General features: G+C 47.0%; 13 protein-coding genes. 6 read left to right on the forward strand and 7 right to left on the reverse strand.

Annotated features, from left to right (window positions below):
* Positions 1 to 102: 102 nt before the first annotated feature.
* The 5 genes from BCOA_RS27550 (at position 103) to BCOA_RS27570 (ending at position 4,844) form a co-directional block, all read left to right on the forward strand.
* Positions 103 to 585 carry a DUF2975 domain-containing protein gene (locus BCOA_RS27550; protein ID WP_014097287.1) on the forward strand — a complete coding sequence of 161 codons (483 nt, stop codon included), beginning with the start codon at positions 103 to 105 and terminating at the stop codon, positions 583 to 585.
* Between the two features lie 10 nt (positions 586 to 595).
* Positions 596 to 811: a helix-turn-helix domain-containing protein gene (locus tag BCOA_RS27555; protein ID WP_014097288.1), complete on the forward strand. Its 216-nt coding sequence runs from the start codon at positions 596 to 598 to the stop codon at positions 809 to 811.
* A 2-nt stretch (positions 812 to 813) separates the two neighbouring features.
* Complete coding sequence (locus BCOA_RS27560) at positions 814 to 1,665, forward strand: DUF817 domain-containing protein (RefSeq protein WP_014097289.1); 852 nt, start codon at positions 814 to 816, stop codon at positions 1,663 to 1,665.
* Positions 1,666 to 1,857: 192 nt separating this feature from the next.
* Complete coding sequence (locus BCOA_RS27565) at positions 1,858 to 3,549, forward strand: methyl-accepting chemotaxis protein (RefSeq protein ID WP_014097290.1); 1,692 nt, start codon at positions 1,858 to 1,860, stop codon at positions 3,547 to 3,549.
* 803 nt (positions 3,550 to 4,352) lie between these two features.
* Positions 4,353 to 4,844 carry a CBO0543 family protein gene (locus BCOA_RS27570; RefSeq protein WP_014097292.1) on the forward strand — a complete coding sequence of 164 codons (492 nt, stop codon included), beginning with the start codon at positions 4,353 to 4,355 and terminating at the stop codon, positions 4,842 to 4,844.
* 202 nt (positions 4,845 to 5,046) lie between these two features.
* Here BCOA_RS27570 and BCOA_RS27575 read toward each other — a convergent pair whose 3' ends face one another.
* From BCOA_RS27575 to BCOA_RS27615, 7 genes are all read right to left on the reverse strand, one after another.
* A complete protein-coding gene (locus tag BCOA_RS27575) occupies positions 5,047 to 6,342 on the reverse strand; it encodes a TIGR02679 family protein (protein WP_017550118.1) in 1,296 nt (431 codons plus the stop codon).
* A gap of 131 nt (positions 6,343 to 6,473) precedes the next feature.
* The gene (locus BCOA_RS27580) at positions 6,474 to 10,568 is read right to left on the reverse strand and encodes a TIGR02680 family protein (RefSeq protein ID WP_014097294.1); all 4,095 of its coding nucleotides are present in this window, start codon (positions 10,566 to 10,568) and stop codon (positions 6,474 to 6,476) included.
* 17 nt (positions 10,569 to 10,585) lie between these two features.
* Positions 10,586 to 11,749 (reverse strand): TIGR02678 family protein, encoded by a 1,164-nt coding sequence (locus BCOA_RS27585; protein WP_014097295.1) that lies wholly within the window; start codon positions 11,747 to 11,749, stop codon positions 10,586 to 10,588.
* Positions 11,749 to 13,239 (reverse strand): TIGR02677 family protein, encoded by a 1,491-nt coding sequence (locus BCOA_RS27590; protein ID WP_035188800.1) that lies wholly within the window; start codon positions 13,237 to 13,239, stop codon positions 11,749 to 11,751. Before BCOA_RS27590 ends, BCOA_RS27585 begins: the two co-directional genes overlap by 1 nt.
* A 560-nt stretch (positions 13,240 to 13,799) precedes the next feature.
* A complete protein-coding gene (locus BCOA_RS27600; RefSeq protein ID WP_014097297.1) occupies positions 13,800 to 16,712 on the reverse strand; it encodes a YhgE/Pip domain-containing protein in 2,913 nt (970 codons plus the stop codon).
* A gap of 186 nt (positions 16,713 to 16,898) precedes the next feature.
* Positions 16,899 to 17,483, reverse strand: coding sequence for a TetR/AcrR family transcriptional regulator (locus BCOA_RS27610; protein WP_014097299.1), 585 nt, complete (start codon positions 17,481 to 17,483; stop codon positions 16,899 to 16,901).
* A gap of 364 nt (positions 17,484 to 17,847) precedes the next feature.
* Positions 17,848 to 19,416 carry a multicopper oxidase family protein gene (locus BCOA_RS27615; protein WP_014097300.1) on the reverse strand — a complete coding sequence of 523 codons (1,569 nt, stop codon included), beginning with the start codon at positions 19,414 to 19,416 and terminating at the stop codon, positions 17,848 to 17,850.
* A gap of 471 nt (positions 19,417 to 19,887) precedes the next feature.
* Between BCOA_RS27615 and BCOA_RS27620 the strand changes: the two genes are divergently transcribed.
* Complete coding sequence (locus BCOA_RS27620) at positions 19,888 to 20,904, forward strand: asparaginase (protein ID WP_014097303.1); 1,017 nt, start codon at positions 19,888 to 19,890, stop codon at positions 20,902 to 20,904.
* The last annotated feature ends 866 nt before the right edge of the window (positions 20,905 to 21,770 follow it).

A 21,770-nucleotide genomic window follows, 5' to 3' on the forward strand; every position in this document is an offset into this window, starting at 1 on the left:
AAAAAAGATAAAAATACATTGATATTTAATAACTATTTATTGTAAAACGATAAATACTATGCTAAAATCAAAGCGACAATTCATCAGTGAGGTGTTTTTTTTATGAAACGGGGATCTACGCTCTTTTTACGGCTGGCGGTCATTTTGATTGGCATCCCAATTCTTGCTTTGTGCATCTTTGTGGTGCCGGAGATTGGAAAACTGGCAGCCCACCTGGTTCCGGATTTTGCGTTCATGGCATTTCTCGTGCTGCTTGTAATCTACGGGGCAACACTCCCTTTTTATTTTGCATTGTACCAGGCTTTCATACTCTTGGGTTTGATTGACAAAAACACTGCTTTTTCGGCAAGTTCCGTAACGGCTCTGAAAAAAATTAAATACTGTGCCGCAGCGATTGGCTTCTTATACGTGGTAGGCAGTCCGCTTTTTTATCTTATGGCGGATAGAGATGATGCCCCGGGAATTCTCGTCATTTGTTTCTTCATTATTTTTGCATCAGCGGTCATTACCGTCTTTGCCGCTGTGCTGCAAAGGCTTTTGCAGGAAGCGATTGAAATAAAAAATGAAAATGATTTAACGGTCTGAGGTGGAAAATATGGCGATCATCATCAATATTGATGTCATGCTGGCAAAAAGGAAAATGAGTGTGACGGAACTTTCGGAGCGGGTCGGCATTACGATGGCCAATCTGTCGATATTGAAAAACGGGAAAGCAAAGGCAATCCGGTTATCCACTTTGGACGCGATATGCAAAGCGTTGGAATGCCAGCCCGGCGATATTTTGGAATACCGGGAAACAATGGAGGAGTGACCATGGAGGCAACCGTTAAAAAGCATGTTCAGAAAAAAACGGCAAGGCTGCGAATGAAGCGGGCGCTCGTCCAACTCCTTTTATTTGCCCGGGAGCAGGCCCTGTCCTGTTTGTTTCCTGTTGTGATTTTTGCGTCGTTGGCGCTGACAAAAATTGTGCAGCTCCCTTTTTTGCCGCGGTATGACTGGCTGCTTATCATTTGCCTTTTCATGCAATGGTGGATGGTGCATTCCCGGCTTGAAACAGTGGATGAATTAAAGGTGATTACATTGTTCCACCTGATCGGGCTTGCACTGGAAATTTTTAAAATTCATATGGGTTCCTGGTCTTATCCGGAAAAAGGGTATGTGAAAATTTTGGGTGTGCCGTTATACAGCGGATTCATGTACGCGAGCGTCGCAAGTTACATTTGCCAGGCGTGGCGGAGGCTTGAAATTAAGCTCGTAAACTGGCCGCCGTTTTTAATCGTGTTTCCGCTTGCTGCTGCCATTTACTTGAATTTCTTTACCCATCATTTTTGGATCGACATTCGCTGGTGGCTTTCCGCGCTTGTTCTCGTTGTTTTTTGGAAATCCCGGGTTACATATGCGGTAAACGGCACCCGCTACAGCATGCCGGTTGCCCTCTCTTTTGTACTGATTGGCTTTTTCATCTGGATCGCTGAAAATATCGCAACGTTTTTTGGCGCCTGGCAATATCCGGATCAGGCCCGCGCCTGGAGCCCTGTCCACTTCGGCAAGGTAAGCTCCTGGCTCTTGCTTGTCATTGTCAGCTTTTTGATTGTGGCCACGTTGAAGCAGGTGAAAGGAAATAGGTCAGGCGGGGAAAAGACGGAGCAAGGCTGGGGAAATTGAAGCGGAAATCAATCAAAAGGATTTCAGGAACATTTTTTAGCCCCCGATCACCGGCTGTGTTTAAACCATACAAACGTAAGCTGGATCATCTTTAAGCATTTACCTAAATTGTTAAATTTGTGATTCACATCCATCTCCAAAAACCGATATAAAATAGAAAGTAAAATAAAGGCAGAAAAGAGGTAAGAGAACATGCAATTAACCGTCTCCCGCAAATTATTTTTGGTATTTGGATCTATCTTGTCACTATTGATCATTGTCTCAGCCGGTGCCTATATCGGGTTAAACAAGCTGGACAGCACGTATGCCAAACTGATCGGTGTTCAAACGAAAAACTTGGATTCCGCCAAAAATATAAAGATCAGTGTGAGGGAACAGTCAGCCGCAGTACGGGGGTATTTGCTGACCGGCGAACCGGCTTATTTAGATGACTATAAAGAGGCAACAAACAACTATAAAGCCCAAAGCAAAGCATTGCTGCGCCACTTGACCGACCCGTCAAACATCAGCAATGTAAAAGAGCAGCAAGCATTATTTAATCAGTACACAGCAATCTTAAATGAAGAAATTGCCTATAAACAAAATGGACAGGAGAAAAAGGCATTGCAGCTTGTATCCACTTCCGGGCGGCAAACAGGCAAGGAACTGGGCAATCAAACAGATGCGCTTGTGAAAGGGATCAACCACGTGCTGGATGTTGAAAAGCAAAAGACTGAAAAAACCGTGCATTTCCTTATTTTGCTGATCAGCAGTATCTCGGCCGTTTCCATTTTGATCGGAATCGGGCTGCTCCTGCTGCTGAGCCGGGCAATCTCAAGGCCGGTGCGGGTTGTCTCCGAAGCCATAAAAAACATTGCGGAAGGCCGTTTGAATATAGAAAAAGTGGATGTGAAAAATAAGGACGAGCTCGGGCAAATGGCCGGCTTATTAAATGAAATGATTTCAGATTTAAGAAATATCATCAGCCAGGTCAGCGAAGCTTCTGAACAGGTTTCAGCAAGCAGCCAGGAGCTGGCAGCGAGTGCCGAACAAAGCAGCCAGGTTTCTGAGCATATTGCCGAGGTCACCCAGGAGGCAGCTGAAAAGACGGATCACGAAATGGTCCAAATCCAGCAAGTAACAGCAACCGTTGAACAAATGTCGCTGGAATTGCACAAAATCGCCGGGAACAGTGAAGACATGGAAAAAGCGGTTGAAATTGCAAATACGCTGACAAAAGAAGGGGACAAGGCCGTTTCAAATGTTCAAAACCAAATGAATCATATCGAAAAAACAGTTGCCAATGCCTCTGACATTATCCGCAGCCTGGAGAAAAGGTCCGAGGAAATCAGCCGGATTATGGGAATTATTACGTCCATTGCAGAGCAGACGAATTTGCTGGCTTTAAACGCAACGATTGAAGCGGCAAGAGCCGGGGAACATGGTCAGGGATTTGCGGTGGTGGCAAATGAAGTCAGAAAGCTGGCAGAGGAGTCCAAAAAATCAGCGGATGAAATACGGACGATGGTTTCCAATATCCAATCGGAAATGACACATGCAGTCAAAGCGATGGAAGAAGGCCATCATCAGGTCAATACGGGGCTAAAAGAATCTTCGGATGCCGGCGCTGCGTTTATCAAAATCTCTGAATCGATGGAAAATGTGTTGGGAAAAGTGCAGGAAGTGGCAGCTTCGGTTGAGTCATTGAATGACCAAGGCGCCCAAATTACAAAAACGCTGGAAGAACTGGCGGTTATTTCCACCAAGACCGCTGAAGCCAACCAGGAAAGCAGTGCAGCAACCGAGGAGCAGCTGGCAACGATGGAAGAAATCTCGTCCCTCTCTAACGCGCTTGCACATTTGGCTCAGGACCTGCAAGATGGCATCCAGCATTTTAAATTATAATATGCCAGACCGCACCATGAACCCCTTTAAAAGATAAAAGACGGGAACCTTTCTGCGGCAAAGGGGCAACTCCTTCTTAAGTAAAATCGAAAAAGGCTGCACCAAAAGTCTGAACGCCACAAGAACTTGGGAAAAGTTATCCAGACCTGTGGAAATAATTGTGTATAAACATGCGAATTTTATTCTTTTTCCCTAAATTCAGGATGATAAACATGTTTCATGGCATCATAATAAAAATTTTTGGAGCCATAAAATCCGCGCAGGCTCTCAGCACCCCGTAGTTATCCGTGATGGGATTGTAAAAAATTTCCTGATTACACACGTTTCGAAGCCGGCATCCTATGCATGAGACGAAAGCAAAGGAGCCTGGAAATGCCAAATACTGGAGAAAACCAAACAAACGAGCAACAATACAAAATACCGGAAGCGGTCCGAAAAAGCCAAAACCATTTCAAAACCGGCCACGCTCCGAGCACCGGCCTCGAAACAGCCGGCGAAAACACGCCAAATAAGAGCACGAAATAGCTTCAAAAAACAGCCTCAAAAAATGGGGCTGTTTTTGCAGAAAAGACCCTTCTCCGTGTTTGAAATCAGGAAGGGAATCAGGCGGCCCATGCTGCATCGCTTTTTATAGAAAAGGGCATCGGAAAAGAAAATAACAAATGATTGCTGTATATAAAATGAACAACATTTCGCATCTTTGTTGCCTAATGGAAAAAGGAGTCATCAGTCAACGCCCGGACTTGATGTAAAAACTGAAGTTCATTTTATATCGCCTTCATTAAAATCAGGAGTGATAAAAAATGAAACGAAAACACCAAGTAACATTATTGTCATTAGTCACTGCAATCGGCATTGCTTTACTGCCATTTGCCATCGTAAAACGTTCCTTTAAGGATTGGATCATTGTTTATCTTGTCAGTGCTGCAGGAAATTTGCTTGCTGACACCTATCTGGTAAAGAAAGGGTTTATTCAATACAAGATCCGGCCATTTCCTGATAAATTTAAGATCCACTTGCCCTTTGATCTCGTGCATAATCCATTGCTATTGCTTTACTACAATCAATGGGCGTTAAACAGCAGACCATTGAGCCAAATTTTTAAAGTGCTTCTGATTTCCCTCCCGCAAGTCATGATGGAAACCATCGCTGAGAAAAAAACGAACTTGATCACTTGGAGGAAAGGGTGGACATGGTATCATTCTTTTTTCAGTATGATGGGCAAATTTTTCATCTGCAGGCTCATCATTGCGTTTGTGAGGAAAATCAATAGGGAAAGGGTGTCTGTAACCTAACAGGCTGCCGAAGCTTTAACGGCAGCCTGTACTGTTTGGGTCTACGGGGCTTCCCCCGTGATTGTAAGACCGCTGATTGAGCACCCTATAAGTGAAGTTTGTGGCTGAGGATCGGCATGAGATAAGCGGGGGACATTCTGCATAACGATTCATGTGGATGGAAAAACCTCAACTCATTTTATATAGCTGAACCTGACGAATGTCATGCTTCTTTTCCACTCAACCATCTTTTCTTCAAATCTTCTATCAACAAATCGGCAAGGCCTTCCTGGTATCCTGCTTTTTTCTTTAACCGCATTTCATTTGCCACCAAAAGCAGTTCAGGGGATTGAACCGCATCCAGCTTGGAAAGCCGGGTGGATATATCCTCTTCCGACAGGGTCAAAAAGTATGCATCCGGATCCATCCGCCAAAATACCGTTTGCCCCGGGAAACGGCTGCTGAGGCGCTCTGCCATGACAACGCCTTCCGGATCGAGATCACCCGAATAATAAAAAGTACAGCCGTTTTTTGCAAGATGTTGCAGCATGATCCAGGCAGCAGTGCGGAACTGGCCATGCGTGCAAATCACAGGCGCATCGGACACTGCATCAAGCACAGCCGAAGCGACACCGGAATTCTCAATGATCCAAACCTTTTTTCCCGCTCGTGGCCAAATATTCGTTAGCTGCAATAATTCTTTCACTGGGACGTTCATGACCGTCCCAGTAGCTGCGGCTTCACGCCAGACCGGGTGCAGGCCGTTTTCGGTTTCCGCCAAAAATGCGCGGCATGTCACGAAACTCCATAAGTCATCCCGCATCAGCCCAGCATTTGCGTACAGTTCGTTCAATTCTTCCGTTGTTTTCGGCACTTCTTCGATCAGCCCTTTTAACCATTGGTCGGTGAACAAACAGTGGATAAAGAGCTTGCCCGCGAAACGGGTTTGATCAAAAAAATGCGGGTTCCCGGTAATACGCTGGGAATAAAACGGAATCCGTTCGTATTTCCCTTCTTCTGGAAGCATCGTGAAAGCTTTCCAAACCATTTTGAGCTGTGCGGACAACGTATCCGGGTCCTGCTTGTATGCATGCCAGATAAAACGCGTGTCAGCCGTTTTACTGGCAATCCGGCGCCACCACCCATTTCCGTCCGGCATCGTTTCCGTCAGCCGTGCCAAAAATTGTTCCTCTTTCTTTTTCTCAATTTCTTCCTCTTCCGCTTTGGAAAAAATTCTTTCCTTCAAAACCGCTTCAAGCAGTTCGACAAGGGTGTATTTTCCGAAAACAGTCGGTGCCAGCGCTTTTTCAAATGCCCGCAGCGAAATTTTGTTTTTCTCTCTGAGCAAATCAGGGGACGTGCCGGCCAGCCCGGCAATCGCCTCCAGTTCGGTGCGCGTAAAACCGGAAAGGCTGACTGTTCCCCCAATATGGCCGAGCGAACGGTATTTTTCTTTAAAAAGGTGGAACAGTTTCAGCATCCCCGGTTCCTTCCTTAACAGATCGATCGCATCCTTCATCATTTCAAACTCCTTTTCCCACGCCCTAACCGGATATCTTTTTGCCCGCTTTCAGGGACCATTTTACGCCGATTAAAAGAGACCGGAATGACTTCTGGCATCCCGGCTACGCACGGGTAGATGAACGCTTTTCAAAGCAGATCCGGGGTGGCGCCTGCCAATGATTCTTTCGGCTTCTCTACAATCGACCGTTTATGCCCATCCCACCGGTAACGGATCACTGTCACATAATTGGCGTTTTTCGGGCGGACAAGGTCACAGATGGCAAGACTGGATATGGTGTCATAATCACCCCAGAGCGCCTGCGAATTCATGATGTAATTGAATCCAAGCTGCTCGACGACTTCGAACATGTCACGGATATTGTTTTCATCTACCCCGGCAAACGCTTCGTCCAGCGAAATGATGTACGGCGCCATACTGCCTGCCTCCAAATAGCGCGAATAGGCTGCTGTAAAGAGCGGAATGTACATGGCCATTGCCTTTTCTCCGCCACTGAATTTGAAAAACGCGGTATTGCTCAGTTCGCGTTTCGGCTCGCCGGCACGTTTGTATGACAGCACGAATTGGAACCATTTCCGGTAATCGAGCACTTCTTTTAAAACTTGATGGAGCGTCGACCCTTCATTGCGGATTTCAATCAGTTCTTTGGCAGCCGCAATCCGTGAGCGGAAATGTTTCGTAATCCGGTTCAAATCGTCCTCGTTTAAAAACTTGCTGTTGCGCTGCAGCAACGCGACAAGATCTTTTGTATCGAGCTCATCCTCGGACTCCGCCGTTTTTTCCTTCCAGGCAATCGAAAAAGTAAGTCCGGACGAATTATCCCGGTTTCTCATGATCGCATCCATTTCTTTTACCCACTTGGCTGCCCGCTGGATCCGGTTCCGCAAAATGACGCCAACCGTATTGACGATAATATCTTCGTACAGCCTTCTGTCCTGCTCATCCAAATAACTTTGCAAGTTTAAAAGTTCTTTTTCAAGAGACTCGAGTACCGTATACGGGCTCACCCTGCGGCCGCGGTATTCCATCTGGATGAGGCGGCGGCCCCGCAAGCCTTCCCATTCCTTTTTGAACGTTTCGTAATAGTCATCGAGTTTTTCAGCGAACCAATCCGGCGGGTCCGCTTCTTTTGTAAACTCAGACATGCGGTATTCTGTTAAATTTGACTGTTCGTTGAAAAAAACTTTTGTCAAGTTTTCATTTAATTTTGCGCGGTCATACTTTTCCAGCACACCAGAAAACGCCGTCAAAATGCTTTCCGGTTCTGTGTGCTCGCTCTCCACGAAGCCGAGGGAAAGTTCTGCTTTTACGAGTTTCTCCCATTCCGCCGCCATATTTGTCCAAAACGTGGTACGCGTTTTGGCAAGAGACAAATTGGTGGTGCATTTTTCTAGTTCTGCTTCTTTTTTCGGCTTTTCTTCGTAGATCTCCCTGATTTTTTCCTCCGTACTGGTATATTCGTGTTGGACTGCCTGAATCCGGGCGCGAACCTCATCAATCCCCTGCAATTTCAGCTGCTGCTCAATCGCTTCAATATTTGCCACCGTTTTCTCCCATTCTGACCGGCGGATGTTCTCTTCACCGCGAATTTCATCGAGTTCCTGCTCTTTTTCAAGGATATCCGCAGCAAGACGCGCAAGCATTTTGCGCCCGGAAAACAAACGTTGAAAAATGAGCTCCAGGCTGTGAAGATGTTCTTCATAACTTTTCGCAGCTGCTAGTGCTTCATCGAGCGGACCGCTTTGAAGGACAAGGTTCAAGCCGGCTCCTTGCTCATGCAGCTGTAGCCGGATGTTTTGCAAATGCTGGTATACTTGTTTCCAATCGCGGTCAATTTCTGTCAGAAATTCCTGTTCCTGTTTCAGGCTGCGCGCTGTTTTTTCAATCTGTTCTTCAAGGTCGCGTAAATCTTTGTCATCTGGAATGCCCGCTTTCCAATCTTCTGCTTCTTGTACTTTCCTAGCCCATTCCGAAAGGCGGTTTTCGATTTGCAAAAGGGCTAGGCGGATTTCAGCAATCGTTTGCTCTGTTTCTTTTATTTTTTCCTGCTGGTACCGTTTCCGGGATGTTCTGCCGATGAATTTGGAAGGTCCTTCATCCGGAGCATGGCCAACAAGGCAGCCGACTGAAAAAGAGCCATCCGCATCAATGTGAAAGCCGCTGTCCGACGGTTCAAGCGGAATGCTGCGCAACACTTCGTCAATGCGTGCGGCTGATACCGGGCTGCCATTATCCGGATCCGGCTTTAAGTAATCGGCAAGTGTGTAGCCGAGAATGTGCGGATTTGGACGGATAACCCGGTCGTGCACAGGTGTAACCGGTTCTTCCGTAATCAGGCTGTCCAAAATTCCCGTCTGCCGGAGTGCCGCTTCAATTCTGGCTTTTTGGGCTTCGGTCACATGATCCTGGAATTCCACCGCGGCATAAAAGGGGAGATAGCGTTTCCCTGCTCCATCGAGACCGGCGCGGAAAGCTTCCGTATCCTGAGGGCGCTCCGGATTGGCAAGTTTCAAGTTTTTCCAATACATAAGTGTTTCTTCGGCTTCAGCCAATTCCTGTTCTTTTGCCTTTTGCGCCTGCTCCGCGCGGGAAATTTCCTTCTGCACTTGCAAAATATAATCGTTTGCCGCCTTCACAATTTCTTCCCTGACCGCTTCATAACGGTTTTCTTCATAGAGCCCGTCCAGCGCGCCGGCAATGCGCCGGAGTCGTTCGTCTGTAAAGGGGAGGGCCGGATGCTGTTCAATCCATAAAAACACGGCATCTTCCAGTTCTTGTTTTTGTTCGGTAAACCAGTTCTCCAAATGGTCAAGTTGTTTACGGAGTTCGTCAATTTCCTGCTTTTTGGCAGATGACTGGCGCTGCAATTTCATATGCATCTCGTGAAGCCGCTCCGCTTCTCCGGCCAGTTGCTGCAACTTTTGCAAAAGTCCGCTGTGCTGTTTGATTTCCTGTTTCCAAACAGAAAAATCAAAAGCTTCCCCTTCATGCCGAGAAAAGTCTCCGGCATTGATCTCGTGCTGGGGGAAAGCCGCTTCTCCGGCATCCAGTGCAAGTTCATCCAGCGTCTCCTGCATGCTGGCTCCATCCTTGCTGTTTTCTGTTTCCAACCGGTCCTGTTCCAAGCGGATGTTTAAAAGCTGGCTTTTCTTTAATTCCCACTTTTTCTCCAGATCTGCTGCTTCACTTTTTAGCTTTTCAGCCCTGGCCTGTTGTTCTCCTTTTTCTTTTTCAAGGCGCCATACCTCATGGTGCTGCAGCCGTTCCTGTTCCGCTTTTAAAACGTCGCGTTTCTGTTCGTTCTGTTTTTGATCTTCTGTCAGGTTTTCAATCACTCCGCGCAGGGATTCACAGCGAACTGCTAACGTACCGGCCTCCTGCTTTGCTTCCTGCAGCCTGCTTTCGGCCTCCTGCCATTTTTGGGCGCGTTCTGCCAAAATATATTGATTGTAAAGATCGTATTGGCGCACCAGTTTTTTTGCCGATTCGTGCTCTCTTTCAAGCTGTTCAAGCTGCTGCTCCGTTTCGTCCATGCTTTCAATCGTGTCGGACAAATGGCGAAGCTCGTCATCTGTCAAAGGTGGTAACGCAGACTCGAGAATTTCATAGATGACCGTCGGCTTGAAATCTTTTGACAATTTCGGGCTTCTGAGCTGAATCAAAAGCTTGATCAAATCTTCAAAAGCTTCCATCGACTGGAAACCAAAAATATATTTGTTCACCAGTTCCATATATTCTTTCTGCGAATGGACAAGATGCCCCCCAGACCCGATTCGGTTTTCAAGCTCTTTTGCAGACAACGGAATCCGTTCCGATTGGCGGGTGTGTGCCAATTCAAAATTGTAGCCGATCCTGCGGTTGTCAGTCAGGACAAAATACCATGATTTTAAAGTTTTGTGCCGTTTTGCCTGCATGCCGATCCCCGTTGTGATATACTGCTTTGTCCCTTGCTTTCGATATTCCAGAAACAAGTAGCCGGTCCGCTCGTCATGGCCGGACACTTCTTTTTCCCCAAGCAGATAATCTTCCATTTTCCTTGCTTTTGAGCCGAATGGATCAAGCCGATCAGGCGTCTTTTTCCCATCCAGCAAAACCGGCAAAATGCTTTGCATCGTCACCGATTTCCCTGAACCGTTTGTGCCGCGCAACAACAGCTTTCCGTCTGCAAATTTAAAAACTTCATCGTCATAATACCAAAAATTTAACAAGCCGGCGCGGTTCATCACCCATTTTCCTTCTGTCACGGTTCCTCATCCCCTTTCTCAAAATCAGCCGGATACTCGCCTGCAAGCACGCCCAACAGCGGTTTTATCCGGATCAGTCCCGCTGCTTCATCCGTTTCCGCCATCATCCATTCTTTCATCATTTCGAGCAATTCCGCACATACCGCTTTTGTACCGGCATCTCGAAAATGTTTCGACCACCCGCGTTCAAGGCGGGTGCGCATATCGTCTATCACCGCTTCCAACTCGCCTTCCGTAAGCAAAATTTCCCCCGCTTCATTGGGGACATATTTTTCCGGATGGTCGTGTAGCGTCTTAGACAACTGCAGCATCAGATCCGTGGAACCTTTTGCATTCGGGTAAACATGATGGTAACTCCGCGGTTCTGCGGCAGATAAAAATGCAGTGTTTTTGAAAACATGGAGTTTATAATGGCTGTGTTCTTCAATGTCCTCCAAAAGCCGGTTGCGGAAATTGCGGATATAAAGAAAATCAGGGTCCTGCATATCTTTCCGGTGCAGGCCAGGTGAGAAAAACAATTTCCGATACACCCGCTTACGCCGTTCATCTTCCTGATTTTGTTTCCAGTCTTCTTCAAGGAGCCCGGTCCAGTCCGGATAACTTGTAAAATCATCCGGAAAGCTTCTTAGAAAATAGCGGCTGTAAACGGTCGCTTCATATAGGACTTCCTGGTCTTCGTAAGTGTCGAACCTAGAAATATCGCCGTCTATTGTGCGAATCAGACTGAATTCCATCAGAGCTTGGACTGCCCGGATGAGCGACTTCCGATGAAGATAAAGCGTCCAGTCCAGCTCATCTTCTACAGGATAATTGTTTTGGATTTCCTGGCACATTTCCGACAAGAGAAACTGTTCATCCACCGCTTTTCCTTCCAAAAAGGAGAGCGCACAGCAAAAAATTGCATAATCCATCGGCTCCTGAAAATGCAGGATGCCCATCCAGCTTTCCGGTTCCACTGGGATTTTTTCGAGCTTGATAAAATGCTGATGGATGATCAGCCTAAGGCCAAATTTCTCGCTGATGTAACGGCGCAGCACTTTTTCGCGTTCGCGGATGAGCTGGTACCAGTCCGGGTGCTCGGACCGCAAAATCCAATAATGATGGAATAACAAGTCCATTCCCTGCACCGCTTTTTCATCAAAAATTTGTAACGGATCCATCAGCGCTCTCCTCCTGATCGTTCAAATACGACATCCGGCATGATCAGTTTCCCGTCTTCTGCATCGAGTGTGATGAGATGATCCGGATTCATCGCAACTTTTACGGTCATCCCGTAATCCGTTTTTACCTCATGGTTTTTCGCTGCCATTGATTTTCCAATCCAGCCGAGCAGCACTTTCCGGACAAACGGTTCTACGGTTCCAATTTCTGCAAGGCGAATCTCTCCGTTTTTCATGTATTTTTCAATCAGCTGTTTTTCCTGTTCGCGCTCTTTTAAATAGGCGAGCCGCTGTTTTTCTTTCTGTTCATGATTAGATCGGAAAGCGCCCGGCTTTGTTTTCTCGCGGTACCGGTTCGTTCGCGGCTTGATTTGCCGCATCTCCGGCTGTTCTTCCCATGTCTCGGCATGAAGATTGTCCGTTGTCGCTTCCTCCAGATGCAAATGCCTTACTGTCATCGCCCCGAACACGATCGATGACAATTGATGGGCCTCTTCAAGATTGCGGCATTCGGCAAACCATTTGGCCAGATGCAAATAATCTTTTTTCCGGCTCCGGAAATGTTGCTGGCGTTCACTGATCCGTTGTACATAACGGGCCATTCTCCGGATCATCTCATTTGTTTGCATCTGCAACATTTCCAATTCACTTTGGGAAGAGCTGCCCCCAAGAAACCACCGCCGCAAAGACCCCCAGTATTCGTGGAACTCTTCCAGCCATTCTTGTTCGGAAGCTGCCGTATCTTCCAATCGCGGAATTTGGCGCCTGTGTTCCACGAGTTTTTCAAAAAACGGTGCCAATCTTTGCCCATCCAGTTCACGCAGTCTTCCCCTGATTTGCAGGGAAGTTTTTTGCAACGATACGATAAAATCACGCAAATAAGCCGTAAATTGGTTTTTATATACGAGAAAGGCTTCCGTCTGCATCCGTTGTGACGTCTTTTCGCTGTTGATATAAGCGATGTAATCCGCCGTATTCGTCCGGATGGTCCCGAAAAAGTGAAAAATGTCATCCCAAATATGCATGTAATCGGCTGCAGGTTTATTCAATGGATGTTCCAGTTCCTCTTCCAGTTTTTCCAAAGAGGCGAGTAGGCGGTCAAATTGCGAACGTTCGAGCGATCCTTGGAACTGGTCTCCCAATTTTTCAAGCTGGATCAGCATCCGCTCGATTTCTACCGTGTAAGGTGTGCACTGGTAGCGGAATCTTTTTTTCTTATATTCTTCGATTGTTTTGGCATTGGTCATATCCTGGCGAGCAACCAGATTATTCCATTTCACAAGCTGGGCCAACTGCTGGTGCAGCTGTTCTTCCGCATAATCCTGGAAGGCCGGGAGCGAACGCAGATATTCGAGCACTTCCTCCGGTGCAATAAAGTCGCGCATCCTTTCATGTTGTCGATAAAAGAAGCGCAAAATCACACGGTATTGGGCGGCCGAATCCGCCGTCAGATAACTCGCTTCGACAACTTTCTTCATGATCTGATCCATTTCGTTTCACCACATTTGCTTGTATTACTTCTATTGTATAAGATTCGCAGGAATTTTGGCATGGAAAATATGTTTTTGTGGTTTTTTATCCTGGACTTAAATATGGCTGCTGCCAGGTGCATAGCATGGGGGGAGGGGCAAGTACAAAAATGAAAAGCGGAATCTTTACCGGCAGCCTGTACTGTTCCCGCGCTCTACGTGAAGGAATCTGAAAAACGGCAAGCTGTCTTCACTTTTATCCAAAAAAGGAAGCGCATCCCAAAAACCAGCGGTATCTACAAAAATCAATAGAATGCTTCCGGAACCGGTGCGGGCTGAAATAGATAAATTGAACTCAATTTTACTGCTTCTTTATGTGTTACAAGAATCCATGTTTATCCTGATCGTAATGGATTTTGACGCGAAAAACTTAAGTTCAGTTTATATAGAAAGGCTGCCCGGCATTACACCGGGCAGCCTGTTAAATCTGTTATGAGCCGGCCAGAGGAAATGTCATGCTCGGCATCCAATTTGGTACGAGCCGGCCAGAGGAAAATTGCCCCCGCAGCTCGGCCGTCACTTTAAACTTCTTTTGCTACGGCATGTTCATGCAACGCCCCGTACTGGCGGCGGTAACGGATGACAAAGTACAACAGGGTGAGGATTTCGGCAGCTGCGATATAAATCAGTAGGATGCCGGCGTTTTGCCACATCACGTCGAACTCTCCGCTGGAAACCACCGCTTTAAATCCGCGCACGCTGTAGGTCATCGGCAACAGCGGGTTAAACCACTGGATGAATTTCGGAATGACTTCCAATGGAAAAGTCCCAGCGCTGCTCGTCAGCTGCAGGATTAAGATAACAATGGCAAGGAATCTGCCAGGGTTTTGCAAAAACGTAACCAAAAATTGAATCAGCGCCATAAAGGTAAAGCTTGTTAATACCGAGAACAATAGAAACAATGGCACATTTTTTACATGAATGCCGACACCCGAAAGGATGATCACATCTGCAATGACCGATTGCAGGATGCTGACAATCAGGAGTACGCCCAATTTGCTGAAAAACCAGCTGATGCCGTTTTTCGGGATGCCTGCCGATTCAACGAGCGGGTAGACGATTGTCAAAATCAGTGCCCCGATAAAGAGCCCAAGGGATAAGAAGTACGGCGTAAAGCCGGTACCGTAATTCGGCACCCTGTCGTAATGCGTTGTATGAAGGTTGACCGGATCGGCCATCATGTTGTACGTTTTGTTATTTGCCTGGATCTTGCTTGCTGTGTTGGCAGCATCACCCAGTTTGTTTTTCAGTTCCGCCGTCCCGCTCTTTAATTGTTTTGTCCCGTCAGACAAACGACCGGAACCGCTGTTCAGCTCTTTTATGCCGGATGCAAGCTGCCCGGATCCGGATGTGAGCTGTCCAGTTCCAGATGCGAGCTGTCCGGTGCCGTTTGCAAGTTTTTCTGCGCCTGCTGTGAGCCGCGCTGAACCAGACTGCAGCTCGTTTGTGCCGGAAACGAGAGAACCGGTCCCGTTTTTCAATGCAAAAGAGCCGTTTACAAGCTGTGAAGAACCGGATTGCAGCCGGCCTGTGCCTTCTGCGAGCGCTGATGAACCGTCTGCCAGCTTTCCGGCGCCTGTGGCAAGGGTTCCCGCCCCGCTATTAATCTGTTTCAGGCCGCTTGCAAGTTTTTCTGCGCCTGTTTGAAGGCCGACTGCCCCGTCATTTGCTTTTTTCAAATTCGGGATAAACTGGTTCTGTAAACCGGCAGTATAGGTCTGTTCGCCGGCATTTAAAGCCGCAATCCCGTTATTTAAGTCCACGGCGCCTGCGTAAAGTTTGTGCAAGCTGCTTTTGACTGTTTCTTTCGAAGGATCCTTGTCATTTTCAATATTGGCGTTCAGCTCTGAAATGCCCGCTGTAAGCTGGTCAAAAGCCGGATTCGTTTGGTTTGAAATGCTTGCAGCAATCGCATCTTCAGAAGGAACCGCAGCTTGGGCTTTTTGTTTTATCTGGTTAAACCCTGCGTTGATTTCGGCTTGCAATTTATCCTGCACGTTTTGTTTCCCGCTTTGAATACGATTTTCAGCCGCCCTCTTCATTTGTGCGATTTGCGCATCGGGCAGGTTTGCTTGTTTCCCCAATGTTTCCACAAGTTCGTCTGTTTGTTTAATTTGTTCTTCTGTCACTGAATCGGCAATTTGGGCAGCCATTGCGCTGCTGATTTGGGATTGCGCGGATGTTAGCCCGCTATTGATTTGCCCGATGCCGTTATTGAGCTCGGTGGAAACGCCTTTTGCGACTTTGCTCGGCAATTCCGTTTTCATTTGCGTAACGCCTGCATTGAGCCGTGATGTGCCTTGTAAAAGCTGTGCCGGAATGGCTGTTTCTGCTTCTTTCATCTTTGATGTGAGCTGACTGCTTCCCGATGCAAGATCGCCTGCGCCTTTTTGCAGTTTTGTAGCGCCAGACAATAAAGAATTGCTGCCCGTTGTTGAAAGCTGGTTCAGGCCGGTGCTCAAAGTGGAGGTGCCGGCTGCCAGTTTTTCTGCACTTGAAGCTGCGTCAGAAATGCCTTTTGTAAAAGTAATGGAACCGGATGCCAGCTTTTCAAGATTCGCTTTCAATGCTTTTGCACCGGTATTGGCTTGTGCCGTCCCGTTGTTTAACGAAACTGCGCCGGCATAAAGCTGTCCTGCCCCGGCATTCAATTTTTGCGCCCCGTCCCCGGCTTTTACGATGCCTGCGTGAAGAACGGGCATTCCTTTGTTTAAAGCGACTGCGCCTGAATTTACTGCGAGCGCCCCGTTGTGTACTTTTGTGCTGCCATTTTGCAATGAAGCAGCCCCGGAAAGCAACCGCCCAGTCCCTTGTTTTAACACCGTGACGCCGTCATCCAGTTTAACAGCGCCCTCGTTAAGTTTTGCGGCCCCAGTACTTGCGGTTTTAAAACCGCCCGCCATTTTTTCGGCCGTTTGAAAAACCGATTCCGCATACGTTTTTGAAATTTCGTCCGCCATTTTTTCTTTTACTTTCAGCATGGCCGTTTCGCCGATTTGGCTGGACAGGAAGTTGTAGCTGTCATTTGGCATGTACTGAAGCTGAAGTTTTTCCGGATTTTTGGCCAATAGAGTGGTGGCGCTTTTGGAGAAGTTTTCCGGAATTCTGATCACCATATAGTATTGGCGGCCGCGAAGCCCGTCCATTGCCCGCTGTTCCGATACAAAATGGAAATCAAAGCCGCCGCTTTTCTTTAAGTTCGAAACCAGATCTTTTCCGAGTGTGAGCTGCTGTCCATCCATTTTTGCCCCTTCGTCCTGGTTGACGACTGCAACCGGCAGCTGGTCCATTTTGGCATACGGATCTTTAAATGCCCAGAGAAACATGCCGGCATACAGGATCGGCGCCAGAATGACGGCAATGAGCGGTATCAGGACTTTCGGTTGGTGGATAATTTGTTTTAGTTCTTTTCCAAATAAAGTATAGCCATTCATTTTGAATGCCTCCTTAAATAGATGACTAAATTGGTCATCCGGTCATTTTTGGGTAAAAAAATATTGAAGAAAAGAAAAAACATGCTAATGCGCGTTGTCATCTTTTCCCAAGAAGTCCAAGCGTAAATATCATAGTGTTTTGCCACCATGGCGTAGTTCAGCGCATCAGATGGAAATCCTTTGCAATTATGAGCACACATGGCTGCCTGCCGATAAACCTTTAAAAAAATACAGTTCAAACAGTTTTGAAATCTCTTCTTTCGACAGGGGAGGATGATTTTTCTCCCAGTCAAAAATCAGGGCAATATACATTTTAAACATAATAAATGCGGTTAGTTTTGGATCGCATGGATAAATGTCGCCCTTTTGCACCGCCTCCCCGATGTACTGGCTGATATAGTTCAGAATGGATTCTTCCACATGGTGGAGGGCATCCACTACTTCGGGTGTGCCAAGATTGACTTCCTCGTACAATTTGATGGCGAGCTGGTGCTTAAACCGGAACTCCAGCAATTGGTACAGCACGTGATGGACGTTTTCGTGAAAAGAATAACGCGCATCAATCGCTTCTTCGGCTGAATGTTTCATTTCGGCAATCAGGCTTTCCATAATATATTGGAGCAGTTCTTCTTTGTTTTTGAAAAAAGTATAAATCGTGCCTTTGCCGACGCCTGCCCTTCTTGCTACATGGTCCATCGTGGTCGCCTTGTAGCCGAATTCAGAAAAAGATTTCGCAGCTGCTTCCACAATCAGTTTTTTCCTGTCTGCCATTGCAACCCCCTCCCTTTTTTGACCAAATGAATGATCTGGTCAAGTAGTATATAAACGGCAAAAAAATAACGGTATGAATCCGCTTTCCGTTTTTAGTATACCAGATAGTGGCTAAACTTGCATGTGACAATTTTTTTAATTGCCGTTTTTTTGGCTCCCGGATAAATGGCCTTTTATGACAATTTATCCGGGGAACCAGGATTTTCGGGCTTGATTTACTTGAAAAACAACTTTTAATTTCGTCAAAATTGCCGGCGCCGGCTGGATTGAGGTTGTGTGATTTATTTGAAAAACAGCTTAGAAATCTCCGCTCGGTTAAAGTTTTACAAGCCGGTGTTGGTCTCCATTCGTTTGAAAGCAGCCTTTAATCCAAAAGGGGGCCGTCTGATGCCGGCAAATCCGGATCGATGACTTGGAACGGCCGCATCATATCGTAGTCTTCGTGTTCGAGAATATGGCAGTGCCACACGTAGTCGCCGGCATACGGGGAAAACCGCATCATAACGCGGGTGATCTGCCCGCCCGGTGCGGCAACGGTATCTTTAAAGCCGCGTTCGTTCGGTTCCGGCGGGGTGGCAGGGCCGGTGTATACGATTTGACCCGTTTCGTTATATAAATCTAAGTCAAATGGGCGGCGGTCCAAAATTTGAAACTGGATAAGATGGATATGGATCGGATGGGTAAAAGCCGTTGTATTGGCAAGCGACCAGATTTCGGTTGTGCCGAGCCTTGGTGTTTCCGTGACCGGATCCATCCATCTTTTTTTGTCCAGCAGCAACAGCGGGCGCCCGTATGAATCGGTTGCACCGGTTAGTTTTAAATGGCGGATGGCGCTTACGTTATGGCTGGAAGGAACCGGGATGGAAGATAAAGACCGCGGAATGCGGCTTGTGTCTTCTCCGGCAACCGGCAGCACAACTCTGAACTGCATCACATCGCCGGTTTGGTCGGCCGGATCGGCATTTGGACCGAGGTCATTTTTTAAAAGAATCGTCTGCCCAGCATATTCGGAAAAATCAAGGATCAAATCCGCCCGTTCTGCCGGTTCCAATGCCAGATTTTCAACTTGCACCGGCCGCCTGAGCAGCCCGCCGTCCGTACCGATCTGGTAAAAAGCCTGGCCGGAATCAAGGTATAACCGATAGGCCCGCGTGTTAGAGGCATTGACAATCCGGAACCGGTATTTTCGCGGTTCCACTTCCAAATAGGGCCAGACTTTACCATTTACAAGAATCGTGTCGCCGAGAAAAAACGGCACGACAGAGGGATCCGGTGTTTCGGGTCCCGGATTTTGCGGCTGGCGCGGATAAAAAAGAGATCCGTCATTGTTGAAAGTCCGGTCTGTAAGAAGCAGCGGAATTTCGTACTTGCCGGATGGCAGATGGAAAGCCTTTTCTTTTGGGTCGCGAATGATATACATGCCGGCCAGACCAGCATACACATTGAGGCGCGTAATGCCGATCGCATGGTCATGGTACCACAAAGTGGCGGGACGCTGGCTGTTTGTGTATTCATACACTTCTTTTTTAAAGTCCGGCCCGGTTTTGTTAAAATCGCGTGTAAACCAGGCTTCCGGATAGCCGTCGCTGTCCGGTTCAGTTTCCCCGCCGTGAAGATGCACAACAGTCCGCACTTCCGGAAAGTCTGTTCCCATCTCGTCTAAGATGGTGGTGTCCATCGGGAGGAAATGTCTTTGCGGCAAATGATTTGTCCATTTCACCCGTATCTTTTTCCCGTGTGGTACGTCAAAAAGCGGCCCGGGAAAGCTGCGGTTGTACCCCCATAATCTTGTCGGCCTTAAATCCCGGTGCAGCTTTTGCCAAAATTCTTCCATTGTGACTTCATAATATGCGATCCCGCCCTCTTCCCGCACCGGTCGGATTTTTTCCGCGAGCGGCAGGCGGTCAACAAACTTTTCTAAATTTGGGCTCAAACTCCCCACTCCCTCATCAATTGATGCCGTGCATTTCTAACAGAATATGAGCCATCAAGGCTTTTGGAAAGGGCGAATGGTACCGGAGGCGAAGATAACGTTTTTGCCTGAATTTGGCCGCCGTGTCAAAAGCATAGGCATGTTTGAAAAATGGTTGAGATGCGAGGGTATGTGTAAAATTTTACTCGAAGGAGCAAATGAATGGAAAAAAGGGAAGACACTCTATTATCTAAATGTACACAGCTAGATGAACATCTAGAGAGAGATCTTCCCATGGATATGATATCAATAATTGCTGGATGATTAAAGGGTACAAAGAGTCTTTATTGAATTTGAAGAACAGGTTAAAATTCTGATGCAGAAGGCTTTTACCCAATGAGTTGAAGACGTCAAAAAATTGAACGTTCACAGTAAAAAACATATAATAACCTATATTGGTTTCCGAGACAGTAAGAAAAGAAGGTGGCACAAATGAAAAAAATTTTGCTCTTGGCAACAGGCGGGACCATTGCTTCCGTCGAGGGGGACGAAGGGCTGAAACCCGGGCTTTCGGGAGAAGACTTGCTGAAATATTTTCAGCGTGCTGCTTTGTCTGCCGATGTCACCGCAAAGATATTAATGAACCGCGACAGCACAAACATGCAGCCGGAACATTGGGTGCAAATTGCTGAAGCAGTCGCGGAACATTACGAACAGTATGACGGCTTTTTGATTACACATGGAACGGATACATTGGGATACACATCGGCGGCCTTGTCGTATATGCTGCAGGGGCTGAATAAGCCGGTTGTACTGACGGGTTCACAGGTGCCGATCAGTTTTAAAAAGACGGATGCGAAGAAAAATCTTTTCAACGCCCTCCGGTTTGCTTGTGAGGAGATTGGCGGCGTTTTTGTCGTGTTTGACGGGCGCGTGATCATTGGCACAAGGGCGGTGAAAATGCGAACGAAAAGCTACGATGCGTTTGAAAGCATCAATCATCCGTATGTTGCTTATGTAACAGGGGACGAGGTGCACTATCATTGGAGGCCGTCACCCTCGGAGCAGCCGTTTCATATTGAGACAAGTCTGTCACCGGATGTCTTTCTCTTAAAATTGTACCCGGGCACAAAGCCGGAGATCTTTGATTTTTTAAAGGAACATTACCGCGGGGTGATCATTGAAAGTTTCGGGAACGGCGGGGTGCCGTTTGAAGGGCGCAACTTGCTGCCGAAAATCAAGGAATTGACCGATGCCGGGATTGCTGTTATGATTTCAACGCAATGCCTGGAAGAAGGGCATGATTTGTATTTGTATGAAGTCGGAAGAAAAGTCGCGCAATATCCGGTGATTGTTTCCGGGGATATGAATACGGAAGCAATTGTGCCGAAACTGATGTGGGCGCTGGGCAAAACGGACGATCCCGCTAAAGTGAAAAAGATCATCGAAACGCCGTTTGCTTATGATTTGTCACGGGATTGGGGGGGAAGCGCTCCGGAAAACGGCTGAAAGATTGCAATCGCCGCTTGCTTGGATTTGGCACGAGATTGGGAAAACGGTTGAAAGATTGCGGGAGGGGAAGTCTTTAGTTGAATGCATTTTAGCATCCCGCTGGAAAGCCCTTGTTCGCAGCGTTTTCCCGGCATTTTTTTGGCCCCAATTTTGTGCGGATTTTCACGTATCATCCCTCCACGCTCACTTTTGGCAAAATGGAGATTGCGCTTCACATAGAAGCGTTCTATGTGAAGGAAAGACGAAAATTGGTGCTGCTTCCTTCACATAGAGTCGCTCTACGTTAAGCAAAGGCGAAAATTCGGACTGCTTCCTTAACATAGAAGCGTTCTATGTTAAGGAAAGACGAAAATTCGTGTAGCTTCCTTAACATAGAAGCGCTCTACGTTAAGGAAAGCCGAAAATTGGTGCCGCTTCCTTAACATAGAAGCGTTCTATGTTAAGGAAAGACGAAAATTCGTGTAGCTTCCTTAACATAGAGGCGCTCTACATTAAGCAAAGGCGAAAATTCGGACTGCTTCCTTAACATAGAGGCGCTCTACATTAAGGAAAGGCGAAAAACTGGACTGCTTCCTTAACATAGAGGCGCTCTACATTAAGGAAAGGCGAAAAACTGGACCGCTTCCTTAACATAGAAGCGCTCTACATTAAGCAAAAGCAAAAATTTGGGTGCCTTCCCGAACTTAGAAACGTCCCGCGTTAACATTCGATGAAAATATCATCGCTTTTTACATAGGACTGCACTATGTTCATTTTTCACAAAAACACAGGCCTTTTCTGCGTTTGCAAAAACCGCCGTCATAAATTCCATTAAATTTCATACCAACTGTGCGGGGAATTTAGTAAACTGGAGTTAGGAAACA

Origin of the sequence: Heyndrickxia coagulans 36D1, assembly GCF_000169195.2 — a bacterium.
Taxonomy (GTDB): domain Bacteria; phylum Bacillota; class Bacilli; order Bacillales; family Bacillaceae_C; genus Weizmannia; species Weizmannia faecalis.